A 20,879-nucleotide genomic window follows, 5' to 3' on the forward strand; every position below is an offset into this window, starting at 1 on the left:
ATGACCGCCCGTCTGTTGCTGACCACCGCCATTCTGGCCGCCACAACCGCTGCCGCCTCGGCCGAGACCCTGCGTATGGCGCTCAAGGCCGAACACCCCTCGGTCGATCCGCATTTCTCGCGCACCTCGCCGGGGTAGAACACCGCGTCGCACATCTTCGAGGGGTTGGCGGGCATCGACGAGACGCTGCAGCCCGTGCCCCTGCTGGCGGAAGCTTGGGAGAACATCGACCCGACCACATGGCGCATCCGCCTGCGCGACGGCGTGACGTTCCACGATGGCAGCACGCTGGACGCGCAGGACGTGATCACGACATTCGAGCGCATCCCGAACGTGGCCAATTCGCCCGCCTCGTTTGAAAGCAATGTCGCGGCCATCGCCACCATCAAGGCCGAGGATGACCTGAGCCTGCTGATCACCACGCATGAACCCACGCCGGACCTGATCGAGCAAATCGGATCGGTCTATATCCTGCCGTCCGAGCTGGGCACCGAAATCTCCAGCCGCGATTTCGACGCAGGCACGGCGGCGATCGGCACCGGGCCCTGGCGCTATGGTGGCTGGACCCCGAACGAACGCCTGACCCTGACCGCCTTCGACGATTACTGGGGCGACGCGCCCGCCTTTTCGGATGTGCTGATCCGGTTCATCCCCAACGATGCGGGCCGGGTCGCGGCGCTGATCGCGGGCGATGTGGACGTGATCGACGCGGTGCCCGCCGGTGACGTCCCCGCCATCGAAGGGCGCAGCGGCGCGCAGATGGTAGCCGAGACGACCGGCCGCCTGATCTATCTGGCGTTGGACAGCGAACGCGAGGACAGCCCCTTTGTCAGCGCCCCCCAGGGCGGCAACCCGCTGCAGGACGTGCGCGTGCGTCAGGCCCTGTCGCTGATGCTGGACCGATCAGGTTCCCGTGCCGCAGGCCGACGCCGATGCCGCCCGCGCCCTGCTGGCCGAGGCGGGCTATCCCGACGGCTTCAGCATCACCCTGCACGGCCCCAACAACCGCTATCAGAACGACGCGCAGATCCTGCAGGCGGTCAGCCAGCTGTTCGCGCGCGCGGGACTGACCTCGACCGTCGAGGCGATGCCGTCCAACATCTTCTTCGACCGCGCCAGCCAGCAGGAATTCTCGGCCTTTCTTGGCGGGTTCGGGACGACCACGGGCAGCGCGATCCGCGGATTGCAGCAGGTGATCGCCACGAATGACGCGGATGCGGGCACCGGCGGCTTTAACCGCACCCGCTTTTCCGATCCGGAATTCGACGCGCTGGTCGCGCAGGCCTTTGACGAGGCCGAGCGCGACGCGCTGCTGGCGCAGGCCACGGTGCGCGCCTTCACCGATCAACAGGCGATCATCCCGCTGCATTTCGAACAGCAGATCTGGGCGCTGCGCGAGGGGCTGACCTATGACGCCCGCCCGATCGAGCGGACGCTGGCCCAGGACATCCGCCCCGCCGATTAAGGCGCGACAAAGGACGCAGATCATGCAGACGCAGATGGTGGTGATGCGGGACGGGGTCCGTCTCGCAACGGATATCCACATGCCTGACGGACCCGGGCCTTGGCCTGTGATCCTGGAACGCACGCCCTATGACCGGCAGGGGGTGTCTGGATCAGAGGTGGCGCTGGACCGCCCCGACCCGCTGACCCGCGCCGAGCTGGGGCGCATCATGGCGCGGCGCGGCTATGCGGTGGTGATGCAGGACGTGCGCGGCCGCTATGGCTCCGAAGGCGTGTTCCAGAAATACGTCAACGAGGCCGAGGACGGCGTCGACACCCACCACTGGCTGCTGGAACAGCCCTGGTGCGACGGGCGCATCTGCACGATGGGCCTGTCCTATGGGGCGCATACGCAGCTGGCCTCGGCGGTCGCGGGGGCGCCGGGCATCGCGGCCATGGCCATCGACACGGGCGGGCTGATGGATGCCTGGCGCCATTCGGTCCGCTATGGCGGCGCCTTCGAGCAGAAGCAGGTCACATGGGCCTTTCGCCACGCGGCCAAGGCTCTGCGGGAGCGGGGGCGCACGGCGGATGCCGCGACGGTCGAGGCCATCGACATCCGTGCCGCCCTGCTGCAGGGGGATTGGCGCCCCGGCCACTCCCCCCTGGCCCTGGCCCCGGATTACGAGGCGATGCTGCTGCGGCTGTGGGCGATGGGGCCGGACGACCCCGCCCTGAACCTGCCCGCAACCAAGGCCGCCGCGTATTTCGACCGCTTTCCCGACGTGCCGGTCCTGCTTTTGGGCAGTTGGAACGATCCCTATGCCCGCAACATGCTGGATCTGGCCCAAGCCATCGGGGCGCGCAACACCGCCCCCCTGCGCCAGATCTTCGGGCCCTGGCTGCATGGCCGCCGCAGCACCGGTCTGGTGGGCCAGGCGGATTTCGGCGACGGCGCGACCATCGACACGGCCACGGGCCGCGATTGGGTCACGCTGAGACTGGACTGGTTCGATCATGCGATGGGGCGGGCCGGGATGCCCCTGGATCACAACCTGTTCTGGCAGATGTCGGCGGGCCGATGGCCGGCCATGGAGGGGCAATGGTCCACGCGGCGTGACGGGCCGGACGCGGATTGCGCCCTGGGCGTCGACGATGTCACGCTGCGCTTTGATCCCGCGCAGCCCCACCCGACCCCGGGCGGGGCGGTCACGTCCGGAGGCGCCATCATGGCCGGGGGCATGTTCGATCAGCGCGGATTGGGCACATTGAACCATCCGGGCTCCGCGACCGTCTTCGCCGAGCCGCTGGCAGCTGATCTGTCGTTGTCGGATGGGGCGGTCACGGCCATCTGCGATGCACCCGGCCGCTTTGATCTGCACGCGGTCATCGTCGAGGCTCTGCCCTGCGGTGCGGTCGTCAACATCACCGACGGCATCGCGCGCGTGTCCGGGCCGGGGGCGGTGACCGTGGACTTGGCGCCGACCTTTTACCGGGCGCGGCGGGGAAATCGGTTGGGGCTGATCCTGGCCGCATCCAGCTTTCCCCGGTTCGATTGCGCGATGGGGCAGGCGGGGGATGTGCGGGTCCGGAACGCCACGCTTTGCCTGAACCCGCGCCGGGGGTGATCCCGCCGCAGGCCCCTGCGAAAGGCGGCGCGGTCAGGGGCCGGACCCGGGCGTGAACGCCGCGACAAAGGCCGCCACAGCGGCGTCGCTGTCACCCTCGGCGAAGGCCTCCATCCCGATCGGACCGCGATACCCCATCCGCACCAGCGCTGCGGCGATGGTGGGATAGTTGATCTCGCCGGTGCCGGGCTCGCAGCGGCCGGGGTTGTCGGCAACCTGGATCTCTCCGATCCAGGGCTGGCACCGTTCGCACCAGCGGATCAGGTCGCCCTCTCCGATCTGGGTGTGATACAGGTCCAGGTTCATGCGCAGCTGGGGCCGGTCAATAGACGACACCAGCGCCAGCACATCGCCCGTCGATGCGAAGGGACAGCCGGGATGGTCGCGCGGGTTCAGGTTCTCCAGCGTGAAGACCACGCCCTCACGCTCGGCCAGATCGCAGATCCGGTTCAGCGTATCGCGCGCCCTGAGCCACATCGGGCCGGTGACGACATCATGCTGCACGATGGGAATGCCGTGATCGCCCAAGCCGGTGCCGTGCAGGTTCAGCCGCGCCACGCCAAGCCGCTTGCCGACCTGGATCGCCTCGCGCGCAGAGGCCAGCAGCATCGCGGCCCCGTCCTCATCCGCAAGCCGACCCTGCAGATAGCCGTTCATGATCGTATAGCGCGCCCCGACCGCGGCCAGCCGGTCCAGATCATGCCGGTCCCAGTTCCACAGGCCGACGCCCAGCCCCATCTCGGTCAGGCGCGCCGCGCGCCAGTCGATGGGGCGGTCCAGCCACAGCATCTCCGCACAGGCGGCCAGTTCAAAGGGTCGCGACATGGATGGGCCCTCCTCAGGCCAGATGCGCCATCTCGGGCGCGGCGACGAACCGCCAGTTGCGGCGGGGTCCGGCCATGACGTTGAGGTAATACAGCCCGAACCCGTGGGGGGCGCCGCAGGGGTGGTGCCCGCGCGGGACCAGCACCACGTCGTGATCGCGTACGGCCATCACCTCGTCCAGGCTGCCGTCATCGGTATAGACGCGCTGGACCGCCCAGCCATCGGCCGGGTTCAGGCGGTGGTAATAGGTCTCCTCCAGATAGGTGATGCGGGGGAAATCATCCTCGTCATGGCGGTGGCTGGGATAGGAGGACCAGTGGCCCGCGGGGGTAAAGACCTCGGTCACCAGCAGGCTGTCGCAGACATCCTCGGCCTCCATGGCGATGTTGTTGATCCAGCGCGTGTTGGTGCCCTCGCCGCGCTGCGTCAGGGTGATGCCGTCCGGACCAATGCGGCGCGCGGCGTGCCCGCCATGGCCGGGCGCGGAACAGACCGCGATGGTGCAATCGGTGACGGCCTCGGCCGCCCAGTCCTGGTCGTTGGGCACATAGAGGCAATGCGGCGGGGTCCGTTCGAACACGTCCATCCGCTCTCCCAGCACGCCCCAGTCCTGGCCCGCGGCGCGGAAGGCGGCCTTGCCCTCGACCATGACCAGCATCACCTCGCGCCCGCCTGTGGCCTCGGCGATGCGTTCGCCCGGGCGCAGGCGGTGCAGCGCAAAGCCCACGTAGCGCCAGCCCGCATCGGCGGGGGTGATCCGATGCACCGCGCCATGGGTGCCAAAGGGTCGTCTCAGCAAATCGGCCATGGCCTGCTCCTATTCCGTGTCACGGTCCAGCCCGGCCTCGCGGGCGGCGGCCTTCAGCGCCTTCAGCCCCATCGCCTGATAGGTCAACGGGTTGCGGACCACCGGGTCCTGTTCCGCCTCGATCACCAGCCAGCCCTCATAGCCGACATCGGCCAGGATGCGCAGCAGCGGCACGAAATCGATGGCCCCCTCCGGATCGCCCGGCACGGTAAAGGCCCCGGCCATGACGCCCTGCAGGAAGGACAACCCCTCGGCCCGCACCCGCTCGGTCACGGGGCGGCGGATGTTCTTGGCGTGGAAATGCGCGACGCGGGCCGCGTGGCGGCGCAGCACGGCCTCGGGGTCGCCCCCGCCAAAGGTGCAGTGCCCCGCATCGAACAGCAGATGCGTGGCAGGGCCTGTCGCGGCCATGAAGGCGTCGATCTCCTCGGGGCTTTCGACCACGGTGCCCATGTGGTGGTGATAGACCAGCGTGACGCCCTCCGCCGCCATCCAGGCCGCGAATTCCTCAATCCGGGCACCGAACGCCGCCATCTGATCGCCGGTCAGGCGGGGCCGGTCATTGACGGCGACATCGGGGCTGCCATGCACGGTGTTCGAACATTCGCAGACGATGCAAACCTTGCACCCGTTTGCCTTCAGCCGCGCCAGATGGGGCCCGACTGCTTCGATCTCCTCGGCGACGGACCGCGTCAGCAGATGCGTCGAATACCACCCCGAGATGAAGCGCAGCCCGTATTCCTCCAGCAGGGTTTTCAGTTCCTGCGGGTCCTCGGGCCAACGATGGCCGTTCTCGATGCCGTCAAACCCGATCTCTCGGCCCGCCTCGCGCAGGATCTGTTCGGTCGGGATATGGGCGCCGATGGACTGGTCGTCGTCATTGGCCCAGGCAATCGGGTTGGTGCCGTAAAGGATCATGGTCGTGCCTCAGTTGATCAGGGATTGCCGGGCGGCGTGGTCAAGATAGCGGGCATAGGCCTGTTTCAGCCTGTCAGTGCCGCCGGTCGCGGGAACGGCCACGTCCCACCAGTGACCCGCTCCCTCCAGCCCGTCGCCGGGACCGGGGCGGGCGGTGGTCTCGATCACGATGACGGTGGGAATGTCGCGCCCCCGCGCGGCGGCGATCTCCGCCTCCAGCGCGGGCAGGTCGTCGGCGCGGACGGCATGCGCGCCCATGCTGGCCGCATGGGCCACGAAATCGATCTGGGGCTGCGCCTCGACCCGGCTGTCCACATACATGTTGTTGAAGGGCGCGCCACCGGTATGCGCCTGCAGCCGGTTGATGCAGCCATAGCCGCGATTGTCGGTCAGGATCACCGTGAAGGGCACGCGCCGCATCACTGCGGTGGCCAATTCGCTGTTGGCCATCATATAGCTGCCATCGCCCACGAAACACAGCACCTGCCGGTCGGGCCGCGCCAGGGCCAGCCCCATCGCGCCCGCGATTTCATATCCCATGCAGGAGAAGCCGTATTCCAAATGATAGCCCCCCTGCGACGCCCGCCACAGCAGCTTCAGCGCCCCGGGCATGGTGCCCGCCGCGCACATCGCGATGCCGTCGGGCGCGGCGCGCTGGACCGCGCCGATCACCTGCGCATCGGTCGGCAGGCCCTCCGGCGGTGTCGCGCAATGCGGCCTGCATGTCCGGGCTAAAGCGCAGATCGCCCAAGGCCCTGCTCAGCGCCTCCAGCGCCACGCGCGCATCGGCGACCAGCGACACCGCGCCATGCTTGGCCGCGTCATAGGGCTGGACATTGACCGCCAGGATCGGCGCGTCGAACAGCGTCCGCGACCCGGTGGTAAAATCCTGCAGCCGCGTGCCCACCGCGATCACTAGATCCGCCGCCTGCGCCGCTCGGTTGGCCGCAGCCGACCCGTCCACCCCCGCTGCGCCCATATTCATCGGATGCGCCTGCGCCAGGGCGGACTTGCCCGCCTGCGTCTCGACCACCGGAATGCGGTGGCGCGCTGCGAAATCGGCCAGCGCCTGCTCAGCCCCGGAATGGACCACCCCACCGCCGCAGACGATCACCGGCGCCTTGGCCGCGCGGATCATCGCCGCCGCGCCCTCCAGCTCGGCCGCATCGGGGGCAGGGCGGCGGATGCGCCAGACGCGCGGCGCAAAGAACGCCTCGGGCCAATCATAGGCCTCGGCCTGCACGTCCTGGCAAAAGGCCAGGCAGACCGGCCCGCATTCGGCGGGATCGGTCATCACCCGCATCGCCCGCGGCAGCGCGGTCAGCAGATGCTCTGGCCGCGTGATGCGGTCAAAATACCGGACCACGGGGCGAAAGCAGTCATTCGCGCTGACCGTGCCGTCGCCGAAATCCTCGACCTGCTGCAGCACCGGGTCCGGCCTGCGGCTGGCATAGACATCCCCGGGGATCAGCAGCAGCGGCAGCCGGTTCACATGCGCCAGCGCGGCCGCCGTGACCATGTTCGTGGCCCCCGGACCGATGCTGGCCGTGACCGCCTGCGCCCGCCTGCGCCCGTGCCCCTTGGCGAACGCGATGGCGGCATGCGCCATGGTCTGCTCGTTCTGCCCCCGCCAGGTGGGCAGGGCGTCGCCTATCCCGTGCAGCGCCTGGCCCAGGCCCGCCACGTTGCCATGACCAAAGATCGCCCAGACTCCGTCGATGAACCGCTCGCCATCCTCGGTCATCTGCACCGACAGCCATCGCACAATCGCCTGCGCCGCGGTCAACCGCACCCTGTCACCCATCGCCCGCCCCTTCTTCTTCATAAAAATATCCCGCGGGGGAAATCCCGAAGGGATTGGGGGGCGCGAAGCCCCCGCCACCGCCCCCGGCAAGTCCCGCCCGCTCATGCGCCACCCTGCGCCGCAACCCGCGCACGGTCCCAGATCCCGCACAGCCGGGCATAGCGGTCTGCCATCGCGCAAACCGCATCCTCGTCGCCCGTGCGCCCGGCGAACCAGTCCCGCGCCACCGCGCCAAAGATCGTCCGCCCGACCGCAAAACCGCGCACCAGCGGAAAGCCCGCCGCGACGCCGAAACTCGCCTCCAGCTCCGCCTCGGGCGCGTCCAGGCCCAGGACGACGATGCCGCGGGTGTGGCGGTCATGCTCCTCGATGGCGGCGATGGCCTTGGACCAGGCGGCGGCGCTGGTCAGCGGCTCCAGCTTCCACCAGTCGGGAAAGATGCCCGCCGCATAGAACTGCCGGATCAGCACCGCGGTGGTGTCCTCATCCACCGGCCCGACCTTGGAGGGAATGATCTCCAGCAGAAAATCCAGCCCGTTCCGGCGTGCGGCGGTGAACAGGCGCCCCACGGTCGCCTCCTGCTCGGCCCGCAGGGCGGCATCGTCGTCGGGGTGGCAGAAGCACAGGACCTTCACGACCGTCTCGCGTGGCCATTCGGACAGGCCACCGCAATCGGCGCCCAGCTCCGGCTCCAGCGTCAGGGGCCGCGATCCGGGCCATTCGGCGGGCCGCCCGATCCACAGGCCGGTGCCGCTGGCCGCATGCAGCGCCGCGCGGCCGATGCGGTTGTCGCACAGGATCCCATGCCCTGGCTGCCCGTCCTGCACCCGCAATGCCGCGTCCAGGCACAGCCGCTTGAAGGCCGCGCCCTTGGCGGGCGTGTACCCCTCCAGGGCCTCCAACTGCATCCGGTGGTCAAAGGCGAACACCCGCATCGTGGACCAGTCGCCGCCCATGCGGCCCTGGCGGTTGGTGGCCCAATGCACCTGCTCCAGCGCCGCGTCGTTCCTCAGGTCGGGCTGCACCACGCCGCGATCCAGGAAAAAACGCAGCTCCTCAAGGCTGGGATAGGCGGGGGTGCAGCCGTGGCGGCTGACCGCAAAGGCCCCGCAGGCATTGGCGTATTCCAGCGCGCGCGGCCAGGGCTCGTCGTCCAGCCAGCCCTTCAGCAGGCCGGAAAAGAACCCGTCGCCCGCGCCCAGCACGTTGAAGACCTCGATGGGGAAACCCGGCCCCTGCTGGCCGCTGTCCCAACCGTCGATGGCACCCGCAAAGGCCACGGCACCCGCCGCACCCCGCTTGCAGACCAGCACCGCATCGCTCAGCGCGCGGACGGCGCGCAGGGCGTCCAGCGTGTCGGTGGTGCCGCCTGCGATGTGGAACTCTTCCTCGGTGCCGACGATCAGATCGAACAGGGGCAGCGTCGCCTGCAGCCGCGCCGTCACGGCGGCGCTTTCGACAAAGCGGCTCTCGCCCGCGCCATGGCCCGCCACGCCCCACAGATTGGGGCGATAGTCGATGTCCAGCGCCGTCCGCGCGCCATGCGCCCGCGCCAGTGTCAGGGCGCGCATCACCGCGGCCTCGGTTCGGGGGTTCGACAGATGCGTGCCGGTCGCCAGCACGCAGCGCGCGTCCGCGATCAGCGCCTCGTCGATGTCGCCCTCGGACAAGGCCATGTCGGCGCAGTTCTCACGATAGAAGATCAGCGGAAAGCTGTCCTCGTCGCGGATGCCCAGGATGACCAGCGCGGTCAGCCGCTCGGGGTCGGTGGCCACGCCGCGCACATCGACGCCCTCGCGGATCAGCTGTTCGCGGATGAAGCGCCCCATATGCTCGTCGCCCACCCGCGTGATCACGGCAGAGCGCAGCCCCAAGCGTGCCGTCCCGCAGGCGATGTTCGTCGGGCTGCCGCCGATATATTTGGCAAACGAGCCCATATCCTCCAGCCGCCCGCCGACCTGCTGGCCGTACAGGTCAACGCTGCTGCGTCCGATGGTGATCACGTCAAGCGTCTTCATGCGCCCTCCAGGGAAACGGGGCGACCGGCGCTGGCCGCCATGGCGTGGATGATCCGTTCGATCTGCAGGCCGGCGGCGAAATCGGGCCCGCAGGGGGTGCCGCCTTGGGTGGCGCGGATCAGGTCGCGGCATTCCACGACCTTCTGTTCGTTGAAGCCGAACCCATGCCCCGGTGCGGGGCAGAAGGCGGCGAAATCCGGCTGGTCCGGCCCGGTCAGGTGGCGGGTGAAGCCCGCCTCGCCCGCCCGGTGGACCCACAATTCGTTCATGTGCTCCTGGTCGAAGATCAGGGTGCCGTCGCTGCCGTGGATCTCCCATTGCAGGCGGCATTTGCGGCCCCGCGCCACGCGCGAGGTGGCAAACGACCCCTGCGCGCCGCTCGCGAAGCGGATCAGGGCCAGGGCGCTGTCCTCGTTCTCGACCGCGCGGGGGCCCTCGGGCGAGGGGCGCGTGGGAACGGCGATCTGGGTCATGGCGGTCAGCTCGGCCACGGGGCCCATCAGCGCGACCATGACGCTGGCCAGGTGGCAGCCCAGATCGCCAAGCGCGCCCAGACCGCCGCCCTGATGCGTCATCCGCCAGGACCAGGGCAGGGACGGGTCGGCCGAATAATCCTCGTCATAGACACCGCGGAACGCCAGGGGCGTGCCGATCACCCCATCCGCCACCATCGCGCGCGCCGCCTGAAAGGCCGGACTGCGCAGATAGTTATAGCCCAACAGCGTCACCTGACCGGGATGCGCGGCGGCCAGATCGGCCATCGCCTGCGCGTCGTCCAGGGTCAGCGCCATGGGCTTTTCCAGCCAGACATGCTTGCCCGCGCGCAGGGCCGCCTCGGCCATGGGGCGGTGCAACCCGTTGGGGGTGGTGATGCTGACCACATCGACGCCCGGGTCGGCGACCGCTGCCTGCCAGTCAGCCGTCGCGCGGGCAAAGCCCCAGGCACGGGCCAAATCGCCCGGCGCCGCGGCATCGGCCAGAACCTCCAGCCGCGGCGGCGTGCCGCCAAAGGCGGTCGCCACGTTGCGCCAGGCCATGGCGTGACACTTGCCCATGAAGCCGGTGCCGATCAGCGCGACGCCAAGCGCCATCAGATCGTCCCCCCCAGGCTGCCTTCCAGGGTCGCCAGCTCCTGCCCGCCGGCCATCAGGTCCTGCAATTCGGCGGCGTCGATCTCACCGCGATTGGCGGTGCCCAGGGTCTGGCCACGGTTCAGCACGGTAAAGCGGTCGCCCACCGCCAGCGCGTGGCGGACGTTGTGGCTGATGAAGACCACGCCCACGCCCTGCGACCGGACCCGCGCGATTGTGGCCAGCACGTTCGAGGTCTGGCGCACGCCAAGCGCGCTGGTCGGCTCGTCCAGGATCAGCACCTTGGCGCCGAAATGGACGGCCCGCGCGATGGCCACGGTCTGGCGTTCGCCGCCCGACAGCGTGCCCACGGCCTGATCGGGGGCGCGCAGGTTGATGCCCATCTGGCGCATCTTCTCCATCGTGATGCGGTTCGCGGTCTCGATGTCGAACCGCTTGATGAAACGGCCCACGGTCGGTTCGCGCCCCATGAAGAAGTTGCGCGTGACGCTCATCAGCGGGATCATGGCCAGGTCCTGAAAGACCGTGGCGATGCCTGCCTCCATCGCGTCGCGGGGGCTGGAGAACTCCATCGGGCGGCCCTCGAAGGTGATCGTCCCCTCGGTCGGTTTGTGGACGCCCGACATGGTCTTGATGAAGGTCGATTTCCCCGCGCCATTGTCGCCCAGCAGGCAGTGGCATTCGCCGGGGCGCACGTCGAAGGTGACGCCGTTCAGGGCGATCACATTGCCGAAATGTTTCTTGATGCCCTGCATCTGGATGATTGGATCAGACATCTCAGCGCTCCCCGGTCACGCGTTTGCGAATGACGTTGTTGAAGACCACCGCCAGCAGCAGCATGCCGCCCAGAAAGACCTGAAACCAGTCCTGGTCGAAGCCGGTATAGGTCAGTCCAATGGTGACCATGCCGAAGATGATCGCCCCGAAGAAGGCCCCGATAGCCGAGCCGTAGCCCCCGGTCAGCAGGCAGCCCCCGATGACGGCGGCGATGATCGCCTCGAATTCCTTCATGAAGCCGCGCCGCGCATCGGTCGAACCGGTGTCGATCACGGTGATGATGGCGACCAGCGCCGCCGCGCAGGCGGTCAGCATGAACAGCGAGATCTTGACCCGCCGCACCGGCACGCCGGAATTGCTGGCGGCGTTCTTGTCGCCGCCGGTGGCAAAGATCCAGTTGCCCGCGGGCGTGCGCAGCAGCACGAAGGTCGCGATCAGCGTGACCGCCACGAACCACAGGATCGACACCGGAATCCCCGGGACGGCGGGCGTCCCCGATGCCAGCTTGGCCGTCCAGCCCTGATCGGCCATCCAGCGGAACAGACCGCCGAAGGCATGGCCCGAAAAGAGCGGCGTCAGCCAGTCGGCCGCCACCGCGTCACGCACGCCGCGCAGCTGGGTCGCGCCGCCGGTAAAGACCTTCAGCCCGACCAGAGAGGCGCCGCGCAGGATGAACAGGAAGGCCAGCGTCACGATGAAGCTGGGCAGCCCGGTGCGCAGCACGATGGCGCCGTTGGCCGCCCCCACGAGTGCGGCGAAGCCCATGGTCAGCGGAATGGCCAGGATCAGCGGCAGGCCCATGTTCGCAACCAGCACGCCAAAGATCATGCCCGCAAAGGCCACCATCGAGCCGATGGACAGGTCGAACTCTCCGCCGATCATCAGCATGGCGGCGGCGATCGCCAGGATGCCCAGCTGGGCGGCGGGGGTCAGGAAATTCATGATGCCCGCCAGTGTGAACATCGATGGGCTGGCGGTGAACAGAAAGAAGATGGTGACTAGGATCACCCCGCCGATGGCCCCCAGTTCGGGCCGCTTCATCAGGCGCGTGGTGATGGATTCGGTCTTGATCCGTTCGTCCGCGGATGCGGCGGCTTGCGTGGCCATGGGTCGGTTCCCCTCTGCTGTCGGTCGGATGGGGCGGGCGCGGACGCCCGCCCGCAGCGGATCAGCGGATGCCCTGGGCGGACAGCTCGATCACCTGGCCCGCGGCCTCCTGCATCACCAGGTTCGGGCCCGAGGGCACGTCGCCGCCCGGCATCAGACCGTATTGTGCATGCAGCGCCAGAAAGGTGACCGGCAGATAGCCCTGCAGATACTGCTGCTGGTCGATGGCGAATGCGGCGCGGCCTTCGGACACGGCCTCCAGAAAGCCCGCCGACAGATCGAAGCTGGCGATCAGCACGTCATCGCGGCCAAGCGCCTGGACGGCAGCCACGGTCGGCTCTCCGACCAGGCTTGCGCCCAGGCCCAGGACGGTGTCCACCTCGGGGTCGGATTCCAGGGCGGCGCGGACACGGGCCTGCACCTCGGTCGGGTCGTTCTGGGTCGGGATCACGTTGACCGGGTTGCCGAAGCCCTCGGCAAAGCCCGCGCAGCGCTGATCCAGGCTGACGTTGCCGACCTCCTGGTTGACGCAGATGCCCTTGGTGCCGCCCAGCTCGGCCAGACGTTCGCCCGCGGCGACGCCCGCGTCATATTCCGACTGACCCACATGCAGCCGCGCGCCCAGATCGGCGGCGACATCGGCGCCCGAATTCATCGAGATGACGGGAATACCCGCCTCGACCGCGCGCCGGATCGAGGGCCCAAGCGCGTCGGGGTCGGGGATCGACACGACCAGGCCGTCGGGCTGCTGGTTGACGGCGGCGTCGATCAGCTGGCTCATGGCGACCATGTCAAAGATCTCGGGGGCGCGGAAATCCACGGTAGCGCCGGTATGCTCGCCCGCAAGGGCCGCACCGTTCTTGACGACCGACCAGAACGGGTCGTTCGCCTGACCATGGGCCACCACGATGATGTTCTGTGCCATCGCCGGAGCCGCCAGCGCCATCAGCGCCGCGACCGCGGCCGAAGCTGCATATCTGTTCATGTTCATCCCTCCCTGTGGGTTGTTGTCGCAACGGGGCGCGATGGCCCCGCCGTCGGTCCGGCATGCTCCCCTGCCGGATGTCGTGGGGCTGCGCTGCCGCTCCTCCGGCGGCGCCGCCCGTATTCCCGTCAGCCGGGCACCGGCACCGTCCGCCCGGTGCGCGCGGATTCGGTCGCGGCCTCGGCCATGGCCAGCGCCGCGATGCCGTCGGCCAGCGTGACCGGAACCGGCGCGCCGTCCAGGCAAGCGGCCAGGAACGCATCCCATTCCGCAGCATAGGCGGCCATGTAGCGTTCCAGGAAGAAATAGGTGGGCTTGCCCGACACGACGCCCGTCGCGGTGGACCGGACGACCGTGTTCTCCAGCATGTTGCCCGCCTGCAGCAGCCCGTCCGAGCCCAATAGCTCGACCCGCTGGTCATAGCCATAGACCGCGCGGCGGCTGTTCTTGATCACGGCGATGCGGCCATCGGCATAGGTCAGGGTGACCACGGCGGTATCCACATCGCCCGCCGCCCCGATCGCGGGGTCGACGATGCTGCTGCCCACGGCGTGGACCGATACAGGCCGGTCCTCCATGATGAAGTTCGTCATGTCGAAGTCGTGGATCATCATGTCCCGGAACAGCCCACCCGACACCTTGACGTAATCGACCGGCGGCGGCGCGGGGTCGAACGAGGTGATGGACAGCAGCTCGGGCCGCCCGATATCGCCTGCGCGCAGCGATGTCTTGAGCCCGGCGAAATTCGCGTCAAATCGGCGATTGAACCCGATCATCACCGGGACGCCCAGATCCTGGACGGACCGCAGGCAGGCCTGAGCGCGCTCCAGCGACAGATCGACGGGCTTTTCGCACAAGACCGCCTTGCCCGCACGGGCGGCGGCCTCGATCAGGTCGGAATGCGTGTCGGTCGAGGTGGCGATCAGCACCGCGTCGATGTCCGGATCGTTCAGGATCGCATCGGATGCGCGCGCCTCGGCGCCATGTCTGTCGGCCAGCGTCCGGGCGGCCTCCTGATGGACATCGGACACCGCCACCAGCTGCGAACGCATGTGGCCCGCGATGTTGACCGCGTGGACATGACCTATCCTACCCGCGCCCAGCAAACCGACTTTCAGCATCAAATCCCCCCGATCCGCGGCGCCTCACCCGTCCGCCTGATGAAAGAGATACATCGTTTGCACGCGTGTGCAAGATATTTTTGCACGCGCGTGCTTTTTGTGAGAGATCTGGCCGGTTGACACCTATGCTTGGCGGTATCAGACCGGACCGACATGACGAGGGAGGGGCCCCATGCCGAAATCCGACGGCTTCGAGAATGTGACCGCCGACGATGTCGCCGCGGCGACCGGCGTGTCGCGATGGACGGTCAACAGGGCCTTCAAGAAGGACGCCTCGATCTCGCCCAAGACGCGGGCCAAGGTCATGTCGGCCGCGCAGACGCTTGGCTATGTCCCCGATCTCAGCGCGGCGGCGCTGGCCTCCACGCGTTCGAACCTCGTGGCGCTGCTGGTCGACGATTTCACCAACCCGCACAAGCTGGTCATGATGGAGCGCCTGACCCGCGCGCTGCGCAGTCGGGGGTGGGACACGCTTCTGGTCAACACGCTGGACCGCGAGGACACGGCCCCCGCCTTGCTGAACGCCAGCCAGCGGCGGGTCGATGCGACGATCCTGATCGGGGTGCAGTTCGACGACGAGGTTCTGGCTGCGGCGCAGGGTGCGCGGCGGTTTCGAAAGCTGATCATCTTTGCGCGCAGCTCGTCGAACCCCGACACGATCTCGATCGCTGTCGACGATGAGGCCGCCACCCGAGAGATCGCCCAATACGTGGTGGGCAAGGGATATCAGCGCCCCCTCTATGTCGCGGGCCCGCGGACCGTCTCGGCGCATCTGCTGAGAAAGGAGACCTTTCAGGAGGTCTGGCACGGCACGTTCGGCGTCCTGCCCGAGACGGTGTCGGTGGATCGCTACGATTCGATCATGGCGGCCGAGGTCGCCTATGACACCCTGCGCGACCGCCCCGTCAGCGCCTTGCCCGATGTCATCGTCTGCGAGAATGACGCGCTGGCGCTTGGGGTCATCGACACGATCCGGCATCGCCTGCAATTGCGCATCCCCGACGATATCGCGGTGGTGGGCTTTGACGATGTGCCCGCCGCATCCAGTCCCAATTACAGACTGACCACCTATCGCCAGCCGCTGACCGACATGTCGAATTACCTGGTGGATGTGCTGGAGGGCCCCGACGCCACGAACCTGGACCGCAAGTTCATCGGCCGCCTGGTCATCCGGGAAAGCGCCTGAGCCCACCCGAACCGCAGTCCCCGCCCACTCTGCACTGCTGCCGTGATGTGCTACAGTTCGTGGAGGACCGGTTGCACGTCGCAGACCGACATGGCGATGTCCACGACATGGCGGTGATGGGTCAGATAGATTGCCTGCCCCCGTCCACCGATCGCCTCCATGACGCGGCAGGCGGCACTGGTGCGGTCCTCGTCAAAGGTCTCGAAGATGTCGTCGCAGAAGAACGGCAGCCTTGTGCCCTGGGACACCAGCTGTTCGTGCGCGGCCGCCCGCAGCGCCAGATACAGCTGAAAGCGCGTGCCCTTGGACATTTCGGCGGCACGCTTGCTGGCACCGTTCCGGTCGACCGCCAGCAGAATCTCGCTGTCCTTCTCGATCTGCGTGGTCAGGGACGGATAGGCGCCCTGCGTCAGGCTGGCAAAGCACTGCTCGGTGGCGGTCATCATGCCGCTGCGGTGGGTGTCCCGATAGCGCCGGATCGCATCCGAGGCCAGACGATGGCCCAGTGACAGTTCCAGATGCTGAAGGGCGGCCTCCTCCAGCTGCAGTTCCAGCGTCGCCCTGCGCTCGACCAGGGCGGCGATCTCGGCGTCGCCTCTGACCTGCGACAGGGCACGCTCTGCCGTGGTGCGGGCCTCGATCGCTTGCGTCAGCGTCGTCTCGGCATGCTCAAGGTCGGACCCGTTGCTGCGCAGCGCCGCCTCAACATCCGCCATCGACAGGCCCGCCAGCTGGTCGCGGGCGGCGGCGATGTCGGTCGCCCCCAGCTCTAGCAGAACGCTGCGCTGGCGGCTGACCAGCAGAGAGCGGTCGGCGATGGCCCGCTGTGTCCGGGCCGCGATCTGGCGCAGCAGGTCGATATCGGTCAGCGTCGCGGGATCGGGGAAGACCGCGGCGATCGCCGCGACCTCCTGATCGATGCCGCGCAGCCTGTCCTCGTTGCGGGCCCTCTCAGCCCGGGCCGCGTCGATATCCCGGTCCAGACCCTGGGCGGCGTCGCGGGTGACCCGCGCCTGATCCGCCAGGGTCTTCAACGCGGCATAGGTCTGCGCGGCCGTCGGCCGAAGCGTGATGCCTTGGGTCCGTGCCAGAGCCTCGACCGCGGCGGCGAACCGCGCCTGATCCGCCTGCATGGCGCTGATGCGTTGTTCGGCGGCAGCGCGGGCCACCTCGTGCTCGCGCAGGACGCGCAGCGGGTCCAGCGTGGTCATCAGGCAATCCGCCGAGACCAGCGCGCCCAGATGCGCGGCGACCAGCTGCTGCCATGCATCGCGGGCGGCACGTTCGGCGCCCTGGGCGGTGGCCAGCCGCGCCTGTCGTCCGGCCAGATCACGCTGTGCCTGGCGCAGCGTATCCTCGGCCTTGGCCCGCGTCTCGCGCTGCGCGCGATCCCTGTCCGCCACGGACCGCGCCGCATTCAGCGCGCTGCCAAGGTCGACCGGATCGACGGGCAAAAGCGCCGCCAGCTCGGCCCGCAGTGCCGCGCCGCGGTCCAGCACCGGACGGTTGGCATCCTCCGCCTCGCGCAGCGAGAGGGCGGCGTCCCGAGCCTGTTCGTGCCGTTCGACCCATGCCAGCCACTCCTGCGGCGACAGGTCATCCGCAAGGCCGATCTGCCTGGCCGCGTCCTTGACGGCCTCCTCGATCCGGGTGATCGCAGCCTCCAGGGCGTTGATCCTTTGGCTCCCCTGCGCGGCACGGGCCTCGGCCTCCGCGGCCGCCTGTTCGATCTGACGCAGCTGACCCAGCTCGCTGGCCTGCCCAAGCCGGGCTTCCGTCGCCGCGTCATGCCGCAGCAGGGCGTCCTGGAACGCAGCCGCCGTCCGCCCGTCCAACGCCGCCAGATGCTTGGCCCATTGCTCGTCGCGCGCGGCCCGCAGGGCCTTGGCATCGCTGTCGGACACGATGGTCCTGCTGCGGGTCAGAGCCTCGGCCTGCGCATGGCTGGCCGCGCGATCCGCAAGATGGTCGTCGCGCCGGGCGGTGGCCGCGCCCAGATCGGCGCGCAACGCGCGGTGACGGTCGACCCATTCCGATGCCGCGATCCGGGACGTGGGACAGTCCGGGATGCGGTCAAAGACCACGGTGCCATGCGCCAGCTCCGCCAGCGCCCGGGCCGCCCTGGCGCGTGCCGCACCCGTGGCCTGCAGCGCTGCGGCGTGTGCAGGGGCCAGGTCGTCCGCATGGAACCGCAGCAGGACATCGGCGATCCCGGGCGCGTCCTCCTGCGGGGGCAGGGAGGCCAGCGCCGCTTGGGCCGCATCCACCCTGTGCTGCAGCGCGACGGCCTCCCGTGCTTCCGCCGCCGCGTGGGCGATGGCCTCGCGCAGAGCCTCCCGGGTCTGATCGAGTGTCGCGATGACCCCTACCGACAGGACAAGGGACCGCGGGTCGGCCCCGGATGAGGCGACTCCAAGATCGTGGAGGGCCCGTGTCATGCCCGCCTCGGCGGCGCGCCGCTCGTCCAGGCGTCGGTCCAGGTCCAGATGCGCCCCGCGATCCCGTGCGGCCAGATCCTCCAGATCGTCCAGCGCCGTCGCAAGCGCGTCCAGGGCCGGGTCCACGGCCAGGCCACCCCGCCGTTCCGTCAATGCGGTCAGGTGCCTGGTCAAGCGGTCGACATTGTGCAGCGCCACGCCCCGATCGACGCTCAGCGTGGTCAGCCGCTCGGGGTCAAAGTCCAGCTGCGCGGGAAGGTCGGCGCAGGGCGCGATGGCGGCCTCAAGACCGGCGATCTCGGCCATCAACGGAAGGGCGCGTTTCTGTCCCTCGATTTTCGCGCGTCCGGCGTTCAGCATGTCCCGGGCATGGCGCGCGGCCTTTTCTGTGTCCTGCGCCCTGGTCAGGTCCTTCTTCAGGGCCTTCCACGCGCTGGCCGTGACATCGCGTTCCTTGATCTGCCCGTCCAGGTCGGCCAGATCGCGCCGCAGTTCGGCCATCCGCGTCGTCCGGCCCCGCCGCTTCCACAGCGCGTCGGCCTGGTCCCGGACCCCGTCCAGAACGCCGCTGAGATCGGCGACCCCCGCCGCGGCCGAGAACAGCAGTCGACCGATATCGCCCTGAGCGTTGGCGATCTCTTCTCCGCCGCTGACGATCGTGTCGTCATCCAGGCACAGAAGCCTGCGATAGTCGTCCTGCGACAGCCCGGCCAGATGCGCGGACAGCGCGGTTTCCGGCAGGGCCGTGCCCGTCTCATCGACCAGAGAGCCGCTGCGCTTGGGCAGGCGGGTGAGGTGCCGCGTCGCACCGCCGATCTCCAGCGTGGCCGAGACCTGCAGATTGCTGCGGGCGTGCTTGAAGGCATAATCCTCGCGCAGCGGAAAGCCGTAGAACAGCCGCAGCGCGGCCTCCATCGTGGTGGTCTTGCCCGCCTCGTTGGGCCCGTAGATGATGTGGAAATCAGGCCGATCGCCAGCGGGTCCGAAATCGAATGTGCGGTCGGTGAAATGGCCGAAACGCTCCAGGGACAGGCGCCGGATCCGCATCAGCCGACCGCCCCCTTCATGCGCGCCAGAACGCGGTTCGCGCCCGCCTGCGCCAGCCGGTCGGTCAGGTCGTCCCGCGCGGTGGCATCCGGCATCAGCCGGTCACGCAAGCCGGGCGGCAGGTCCTGCAGCACGGCATCGACCTCCTCCCTGGCGATGGCCGCGAAACCGGGCTCCGCGCGGATCTGCGCCATCATCGCCGCCAGTTCGTCGGCGGCACCGGCGGCCCCGTCGCCGGCATCGGGCAGTGCGATATCAAGCACCAGCTTGTCGATCCACAAATCGCCCTCTGCACGGGCCAGGTCTTCGACCCGTTCGGACCAGACATCGTGATCCCTCAGTATCTGCCAGTGGCGCAGCGTCCGGCCCGTCAGGGTCAGCCGGATCACCCCGGTCGCGGCGGAGGTTTCGCGGCGCAGCGCGGACATATGCCGGCGCAGCATCACGCGCAGGGCGTCGTCGCTGTCCGCATCGGTGACGTCCAGCGTGCTGTGGACGAACTCGACGATCGAGGTCCGCCGTTCGCTGACCGTGATCCGGCCCTGGACGATGGTCAGCAGAGTCACCGATTTCGGGCCGGCCTCTCCGATGTCGCGGCCCTGGGGGATGCCGGGCATGACAACCCATGGCGACTCGGAATGGATCTGACGCTTGTGGACATGCCCAAGCGCCCAGTAATCGAACCCCATCCCTGCCAGATCCGCCACGCTGCAGGGCGCATAGACGTCATGGCCCGCCGCCCCCGCCAGAGAGCTGTGCAGCATGGCGATGTTCACCGCATCCGGAACCGGCGCCTTGAAACGTGGCAGCAGGCTGTCGGGGGCGTGACGGTCCGCAAAGCTGACACCGTGGACCCAGACATCCTCGGCCAGCTGTTCGCGGCCGCCCCGGGCATCGAAGACATGCACATGGGACGGCAGGTCCAGCGTGCCGGTGATGGGGTTTTCGGCGTCGTGGTTGCCCTTGGTATAGAACACCCTGATCCCCGCATCGCCAAGCCGATCCAGCTCTCCCATCAGAAAGGCTCCGGTGCGCGCGCTCCGCTCGCGGCCGTCGAACAGGTCCCCCGCGATCAGCAGGGCCGCGACATCCTCGGCGATCGCCAGATCGACCAGGTGGCTGAAGGACGCCCGCGTGGCGGCGGCGACGGCATCACGCAGCGGGGCATTTCTCAGGGCAAGGGACCGCAGAGGAGAGTCCAGATGGATATCGGCAGTATGCAGTATTTTCGTCACTCTCGGCCCCTTTGCCCCGGATATGACTGAAACAGCGGTTCCACGTCAAAGCAACCCACGATTCCCGGGCAACCGCCCTGCGCGCGGATCCGGCTGCACCCTGCCTGCCTTCTGCGGATCAATGGTGGCCCTCACCGTCCGGGTCGGATCGACCGCGTGGAAAAGGTCCGGGCCCTGTCGCAGGCCGCGCCCTCCGGGCAACCGGTCGATCCGGACAGGATCGTGGGCGAGCGACTGCGGAAGCACGCCGCTGAACATGAAACTGTTCGTCGTCTTTCTGAGATGCGGACAAGCACACAGTAGTCCGCTCACCTTGTGCTCCATAATTCTGATTATCGATGATCTTTACTTTAGAGCGTTTTGCGGCTTTCCAGATTCAGGATACCCCTGTGGCTTGATCTGTGATTCCCTGCCTGCATGACAGGTGGAGGGATGATATGGGCAGACC

The 20,879-nt window shown here is 68.5% G+C and carries 17 protein-coding genes and 1 pseudogene; 5 read left to right on the forward strand and 13 right to left on the reverse strand.

Annotated features, from left to right (window positions below; translation table 11 throughout):
• The 4 genes and pseudogenes from ABS73_RS12990 to ABS73_RS13005 all read left to right on the forward strand — a co-directional run bounded on the left by ABS73_RS12990 (position 1) and on the right by ABS73_RS13005 (position 3,071).
• Complete coding sequence (locus ABS73_RS12990; RefSeq protein ID WP_277023935.1) at positions 1–138, forward strand: hypothetical protein; 138 nt, start codon at positions 1–3, stop codon at positions 136–138.
• Positions 139–195: 57 nt separating this feature from the next.
• Positions 196–894, forward strand: a pseudogene (locus ABS73_RS12995) (ABC transporter substrate-binding protein); the annotation flags it as partial.
• Positions 895–913: 19 nt separating this feature from the next.
• Complete coding sequence (locus tag ABS73_RS16850; protein ID WP_502686056.1) at positions 914–1,465, forward strand: ABC transporter substrate-binding protein; 552 nt, start codon at positions 914–916, stop codon at positions 1,463–1,465.
• A 43-nt stretch (positions 1,466–1,508) separates the two neighbouring features.
• Entirely contained in the window at positions 1,509–3,071 is a 1,563-nt protein-coding gene (locus tag ABS73_RS13005; RefSeq protein WP_277024015.1) for a CocE/NonD family hydrolase, read from the forward strand.
• 33 nt (positions 3,072–3,104) lie between these two features.
• On the opposite strand, the gene ABS73_RS13010 is transcribed toward ABS73_RS13005, so the two are convergent.
• The 11 genes from ABS73_RS13010 to iolG all read right to left on the reverse strand — a co-directional run bounded on the left by ABS73_RS13010 (position 3,105) and on the right by iolG (position 14,525).
• Positions 3,105–3,896 (reverse strand): TIM barrel protein, encoded by a 792-nt coding sequence (locus tag ABS73_RS13010; RefSeq protein WP_277023929.1) that lies wholly within the window; start codon positions 3,894–3,896, stop codon positions 3,105–3,107.
• 13 nt (positions 3,897–3,909) lie between these two features.
• Positions 3,910–4,704 (reverse strand): 5-deoxy-glucuronate isomerase, encoded by a 795-nt coding sequence (gene iolB / locus ABS73_RS13015; RefSeq protein WP_277023927.1) that lies wholly within the window; start codon positions 4,702–4,704, stop codon positions 3,910–3,912.
• Positions 4,705–4,713: 9 nt separating this feature from the next.
• Complete coding sequence (gene iolE / locus ABS73_RS13020) at positions 4,714–5,622, reverse strand: myo-inosose-2 dehydratase (RefSeq protein ID WP_277023925.1); 909 nt, start codon at positions 5,620–5,622, stop codon at positions 4,714–4,716.
• Between the two features lie 9 nt (positions 5,623–5,631).
• Positions 5,632–6,252, reverse strand: a complete 621-nt coding sequence (locus tag ABS73_RS16855; protein WP_502686058.1) for a thiamine pyrophosphate-dependent enzyme — start codon at positions 6,250–6,252, stop codon at positions 5,632–5,634.
• Positions 6,152–7,426, reverse strand: a complete 1,275-nt coding sequence (locus ABS73_RS13025; protein WP_502686057.1) for a thiamine pyrophosphate-binding protein — start codon at positions 7,424–7,426, stop codon at positions 6,152–6,154. The genes ABS73_RS16855 and ABS73_RS13025 overlap by 101 nt, the downstream gene beginning before the upstream one ends.
• Positions 7,427–7,527: 101 nt before the next feature.
• On the reverse strand, positions 7,528–9,444 hold the full coding sequence (locus tag ABS73_RS13030) for a bifunctional 5-dehydro-2-deoxygluconokinase/5-dehydro-2-deoxyphosphogluconate aldolase (RefSeq protein WP_277023920.1): 1,917 nt from the start codon (positions 9,442–9,444) through the stop codon (positions 7,528–7,530).
• On the reverse strand, positions 9,441–10,535 hold the full coding sequence (locus tag ABS73_RS13035; protein ID WP_277023917.1) for a Gfo/Idh/MocA family protein: 1,095 nt from the start codon (positions 10,533–10,535) through the stop codon (positions 9,441–9,443). Before ABS73_RS13035 ends, ABS73_RS13030 begins: the two co-directional genes overlap by 4 nt.
• Complete coding sequence (locus ABS73_RS13040; RefSeq protein WP_277023915.1) at positions 10,535–11,311, reverse strand: ATP-binding cassette domain-containing protein; 777 nt, start codon at positions 11,309–11,311, stop codon at positions 10,535–10,537. Before ABS73_RS13040 ends, ABS73_RS13035 begins: the two co-directional genes overlap by 1 nt.
• Position 11,312: 1 nt before the next feature.
• Positions 11,313–12,419, reverse strand: a complete 1,107-nt coding sequence (locus ABS73_RS13045; RefSeq protein ID WP_277023913.1) for an ABC transporter permease — start codon at positions 12,417–12,419, stop codon at positions 11,313–11,315.
• Positions 12,420–12,480: 61 nt separating this feature from the next.
• A complete protein-coding gene (locus tag ABS73_RS13050) occupies positions 12,481–13,404 on the reverse strand; it encodes a sugar ABC transporter substrate-binding protein (RefSeq protein WP_136855952.1) in 924 nt (307 codons plus the stop codon).
• A 128-nt stretch (positions 13,405–13,532) separates the two neighbouring features.
• Positions 13,533–14,525, reverse strand: a complete 993-nt coding sequence (iolG, locus tag ABS73_RS13055) for an inositol 2-dehydrogenase (RefSeq protein ID WP_277023908.1) — start codon at positions 14,523–14,525, stop codon at positions 13,533–13,535.
• Positions 14,526–14,697: 172 nt separating this feature from the next.
• Here iolG and ABS73_RS13060 point away from each other — a divergent pair, with 172 nt between their 5' ends.
• The gene (locus ABS73_RS13060; protein ID WP_277023906.1) at positions 14,698–15,711 is read left to right on the forward strand and encodes a LacI family DNA-binding transcriptional regulator; all 1,014 of its coding nucleotides are present in this window, start codon (positions 14,698–14,700) and stop codon (positions 15,709–15,711) included.
• 50 nt (positions 15,712–15,761) lie between these two features.
• On the opposite strand, the gene ABS73_RS13065 is transcribed toward ABS73_RS13060, so the two are convergent.
• Positions 15,762–19,196: a YhaN family protein gene (locus ABS73_RS13065; RefSeq protein ID WP_277023904.1), complete on the reverse strand. Its 3,435-nt coding sequence runs from the start codon at positions 19,194–19,196 to the stop codon at positions 15,762–15,764.
• A complete protein-coding gene (locus tag ABS73_RS13070) occupies positions 19,196–20,431 on the reverse strand; it encodes a metallophosphoesterase family protein (RefSeq protein ID WP_277023903.1) in 1,236 nt (411 codons plus the stop codon). The genes ABS73_RS13065 and ABS73_RS13070 overlap by 1 nt, the downstream gene beginning before the upstream one ends.
• Between the last annotated feature and the right edge of the window lie 448 nt (positions 20,432–20,879).

The sequence above is a fragment of the Paracoccus sp. SCN 68-21 genome, assembly GCF_001724535.1.
GTDB classification, from domain to species: Bacteria; Pseudomonadota; Alphaproteobacteria; order Rhodobacterales; family Rhodobacteraceae; genus Paracoccus; species Paracoccus hibiscisoli.

Bases quoted from the DNA above. Each gene is read 5' to 3' on its own strand.
- ABS73_RS13035 (WP_277023917.1), bottom strand. From the start codon at position 10,535: ATGGCGCTTGGCGTCGCGCTGATCGGCACCGGCTTCATGGGCAAGTGT.
- ABS73_RS13060 (WP_277023906.1), top strand. From the start codon at position 14,698: ATGCCGAAATCCGACGGCTTCGAGAATGTGACCGCCGACGATGTCGCC.
- iolG (WP_277023908.1), bottom strand. From the start codon at position 14,525: ATGCTGAAAGTCGGTTTGCTGGGCGCGGGTAGGATAGGTCATGTCCAC.
- ABS73_RS16855 (WP_502686058.1), bottom strand. From the start codon at position 6,252: ATGTGCGCGGCGGGCACCATGCCCGGGGCGCTGAAGCTGCTGTGGCGG.
- ABS73_RS13005 (WP_277024015.1), top strand. From the start codon at position 1,509: ATGCGGGACGGGGTCCGTCTCGCAACGGATATCCACATGCCTGACGGA.
- iolE (WP_277023925.1), bottom strand. From the start codon at position 5,622: ATGATCCTTTACGGCACCAACCCGATTGCCTGGGCCAATGACGACGAC.
- ABS73_RS13010 (WP_277023929.1), bottom strand. From the start codon at position 3,896: ATGTCGCGACCCTTTGAACTGGCCGCCTGTGCGGAGATGCTGTGGCTG.
- ABS73_RS12990 (WP_277023935.1), top strand. From the start codon at position 1: ATGACCGCCCGTCTGTTGCTGACCACCGCCATTCTGGCCGCCACAACC.
- ABS73_RS13050 (WP_136855952.1), bottom strand. From the start codon at position 13,404: ATGAACAGATATGCAGCTTCGGCCGCGGTCGCGGCGCTGATGGCGCTG.
- ABS73_RS13045 (WP_277023913.1), bottom strand. From the start codon at position 12,419: ATGGCCACGCAAGCCGCCGCATCCGCGGACGAACGGATCAAGACCGAA.
- iolB (WP_277023927.1), bottom strand. From the start codon at position 4,704: ATGGCCGATTTGCTGAGACGACCCTTTGGCACCCATGGCGCGGTGCAT.
- ABS73_RS13025 (WP_502686057.1), bottom strand. From the start codon at position 7,426: ATGGGTGACAGGGTGCGGTTGACCGCGGCGCAGGCGATTGTGCGATGG.
- ABS73_RS13065 (WP_277023904.1), bottom strand. From the start codon at position 19,196: ATGCGGATCCGGCGCCTGTCCCTGGAGCGTTTCGGCCATTTCACCGAC.
- ABS73_RS13030 (WP_277023920.1), bottom strand. From the start codon at position 9,444: ATGAAGACGCTTGACGTGATCACCATCGGACGCAGCAGCGTTGACCTG.
- ABS73_RS13040 (WP_277023915.1), bottom strand. From the start codon at position 11,311: ATGTCTGATCCAATCATCCAGATGCAGGGCATCAAGAAACATTTCGGC.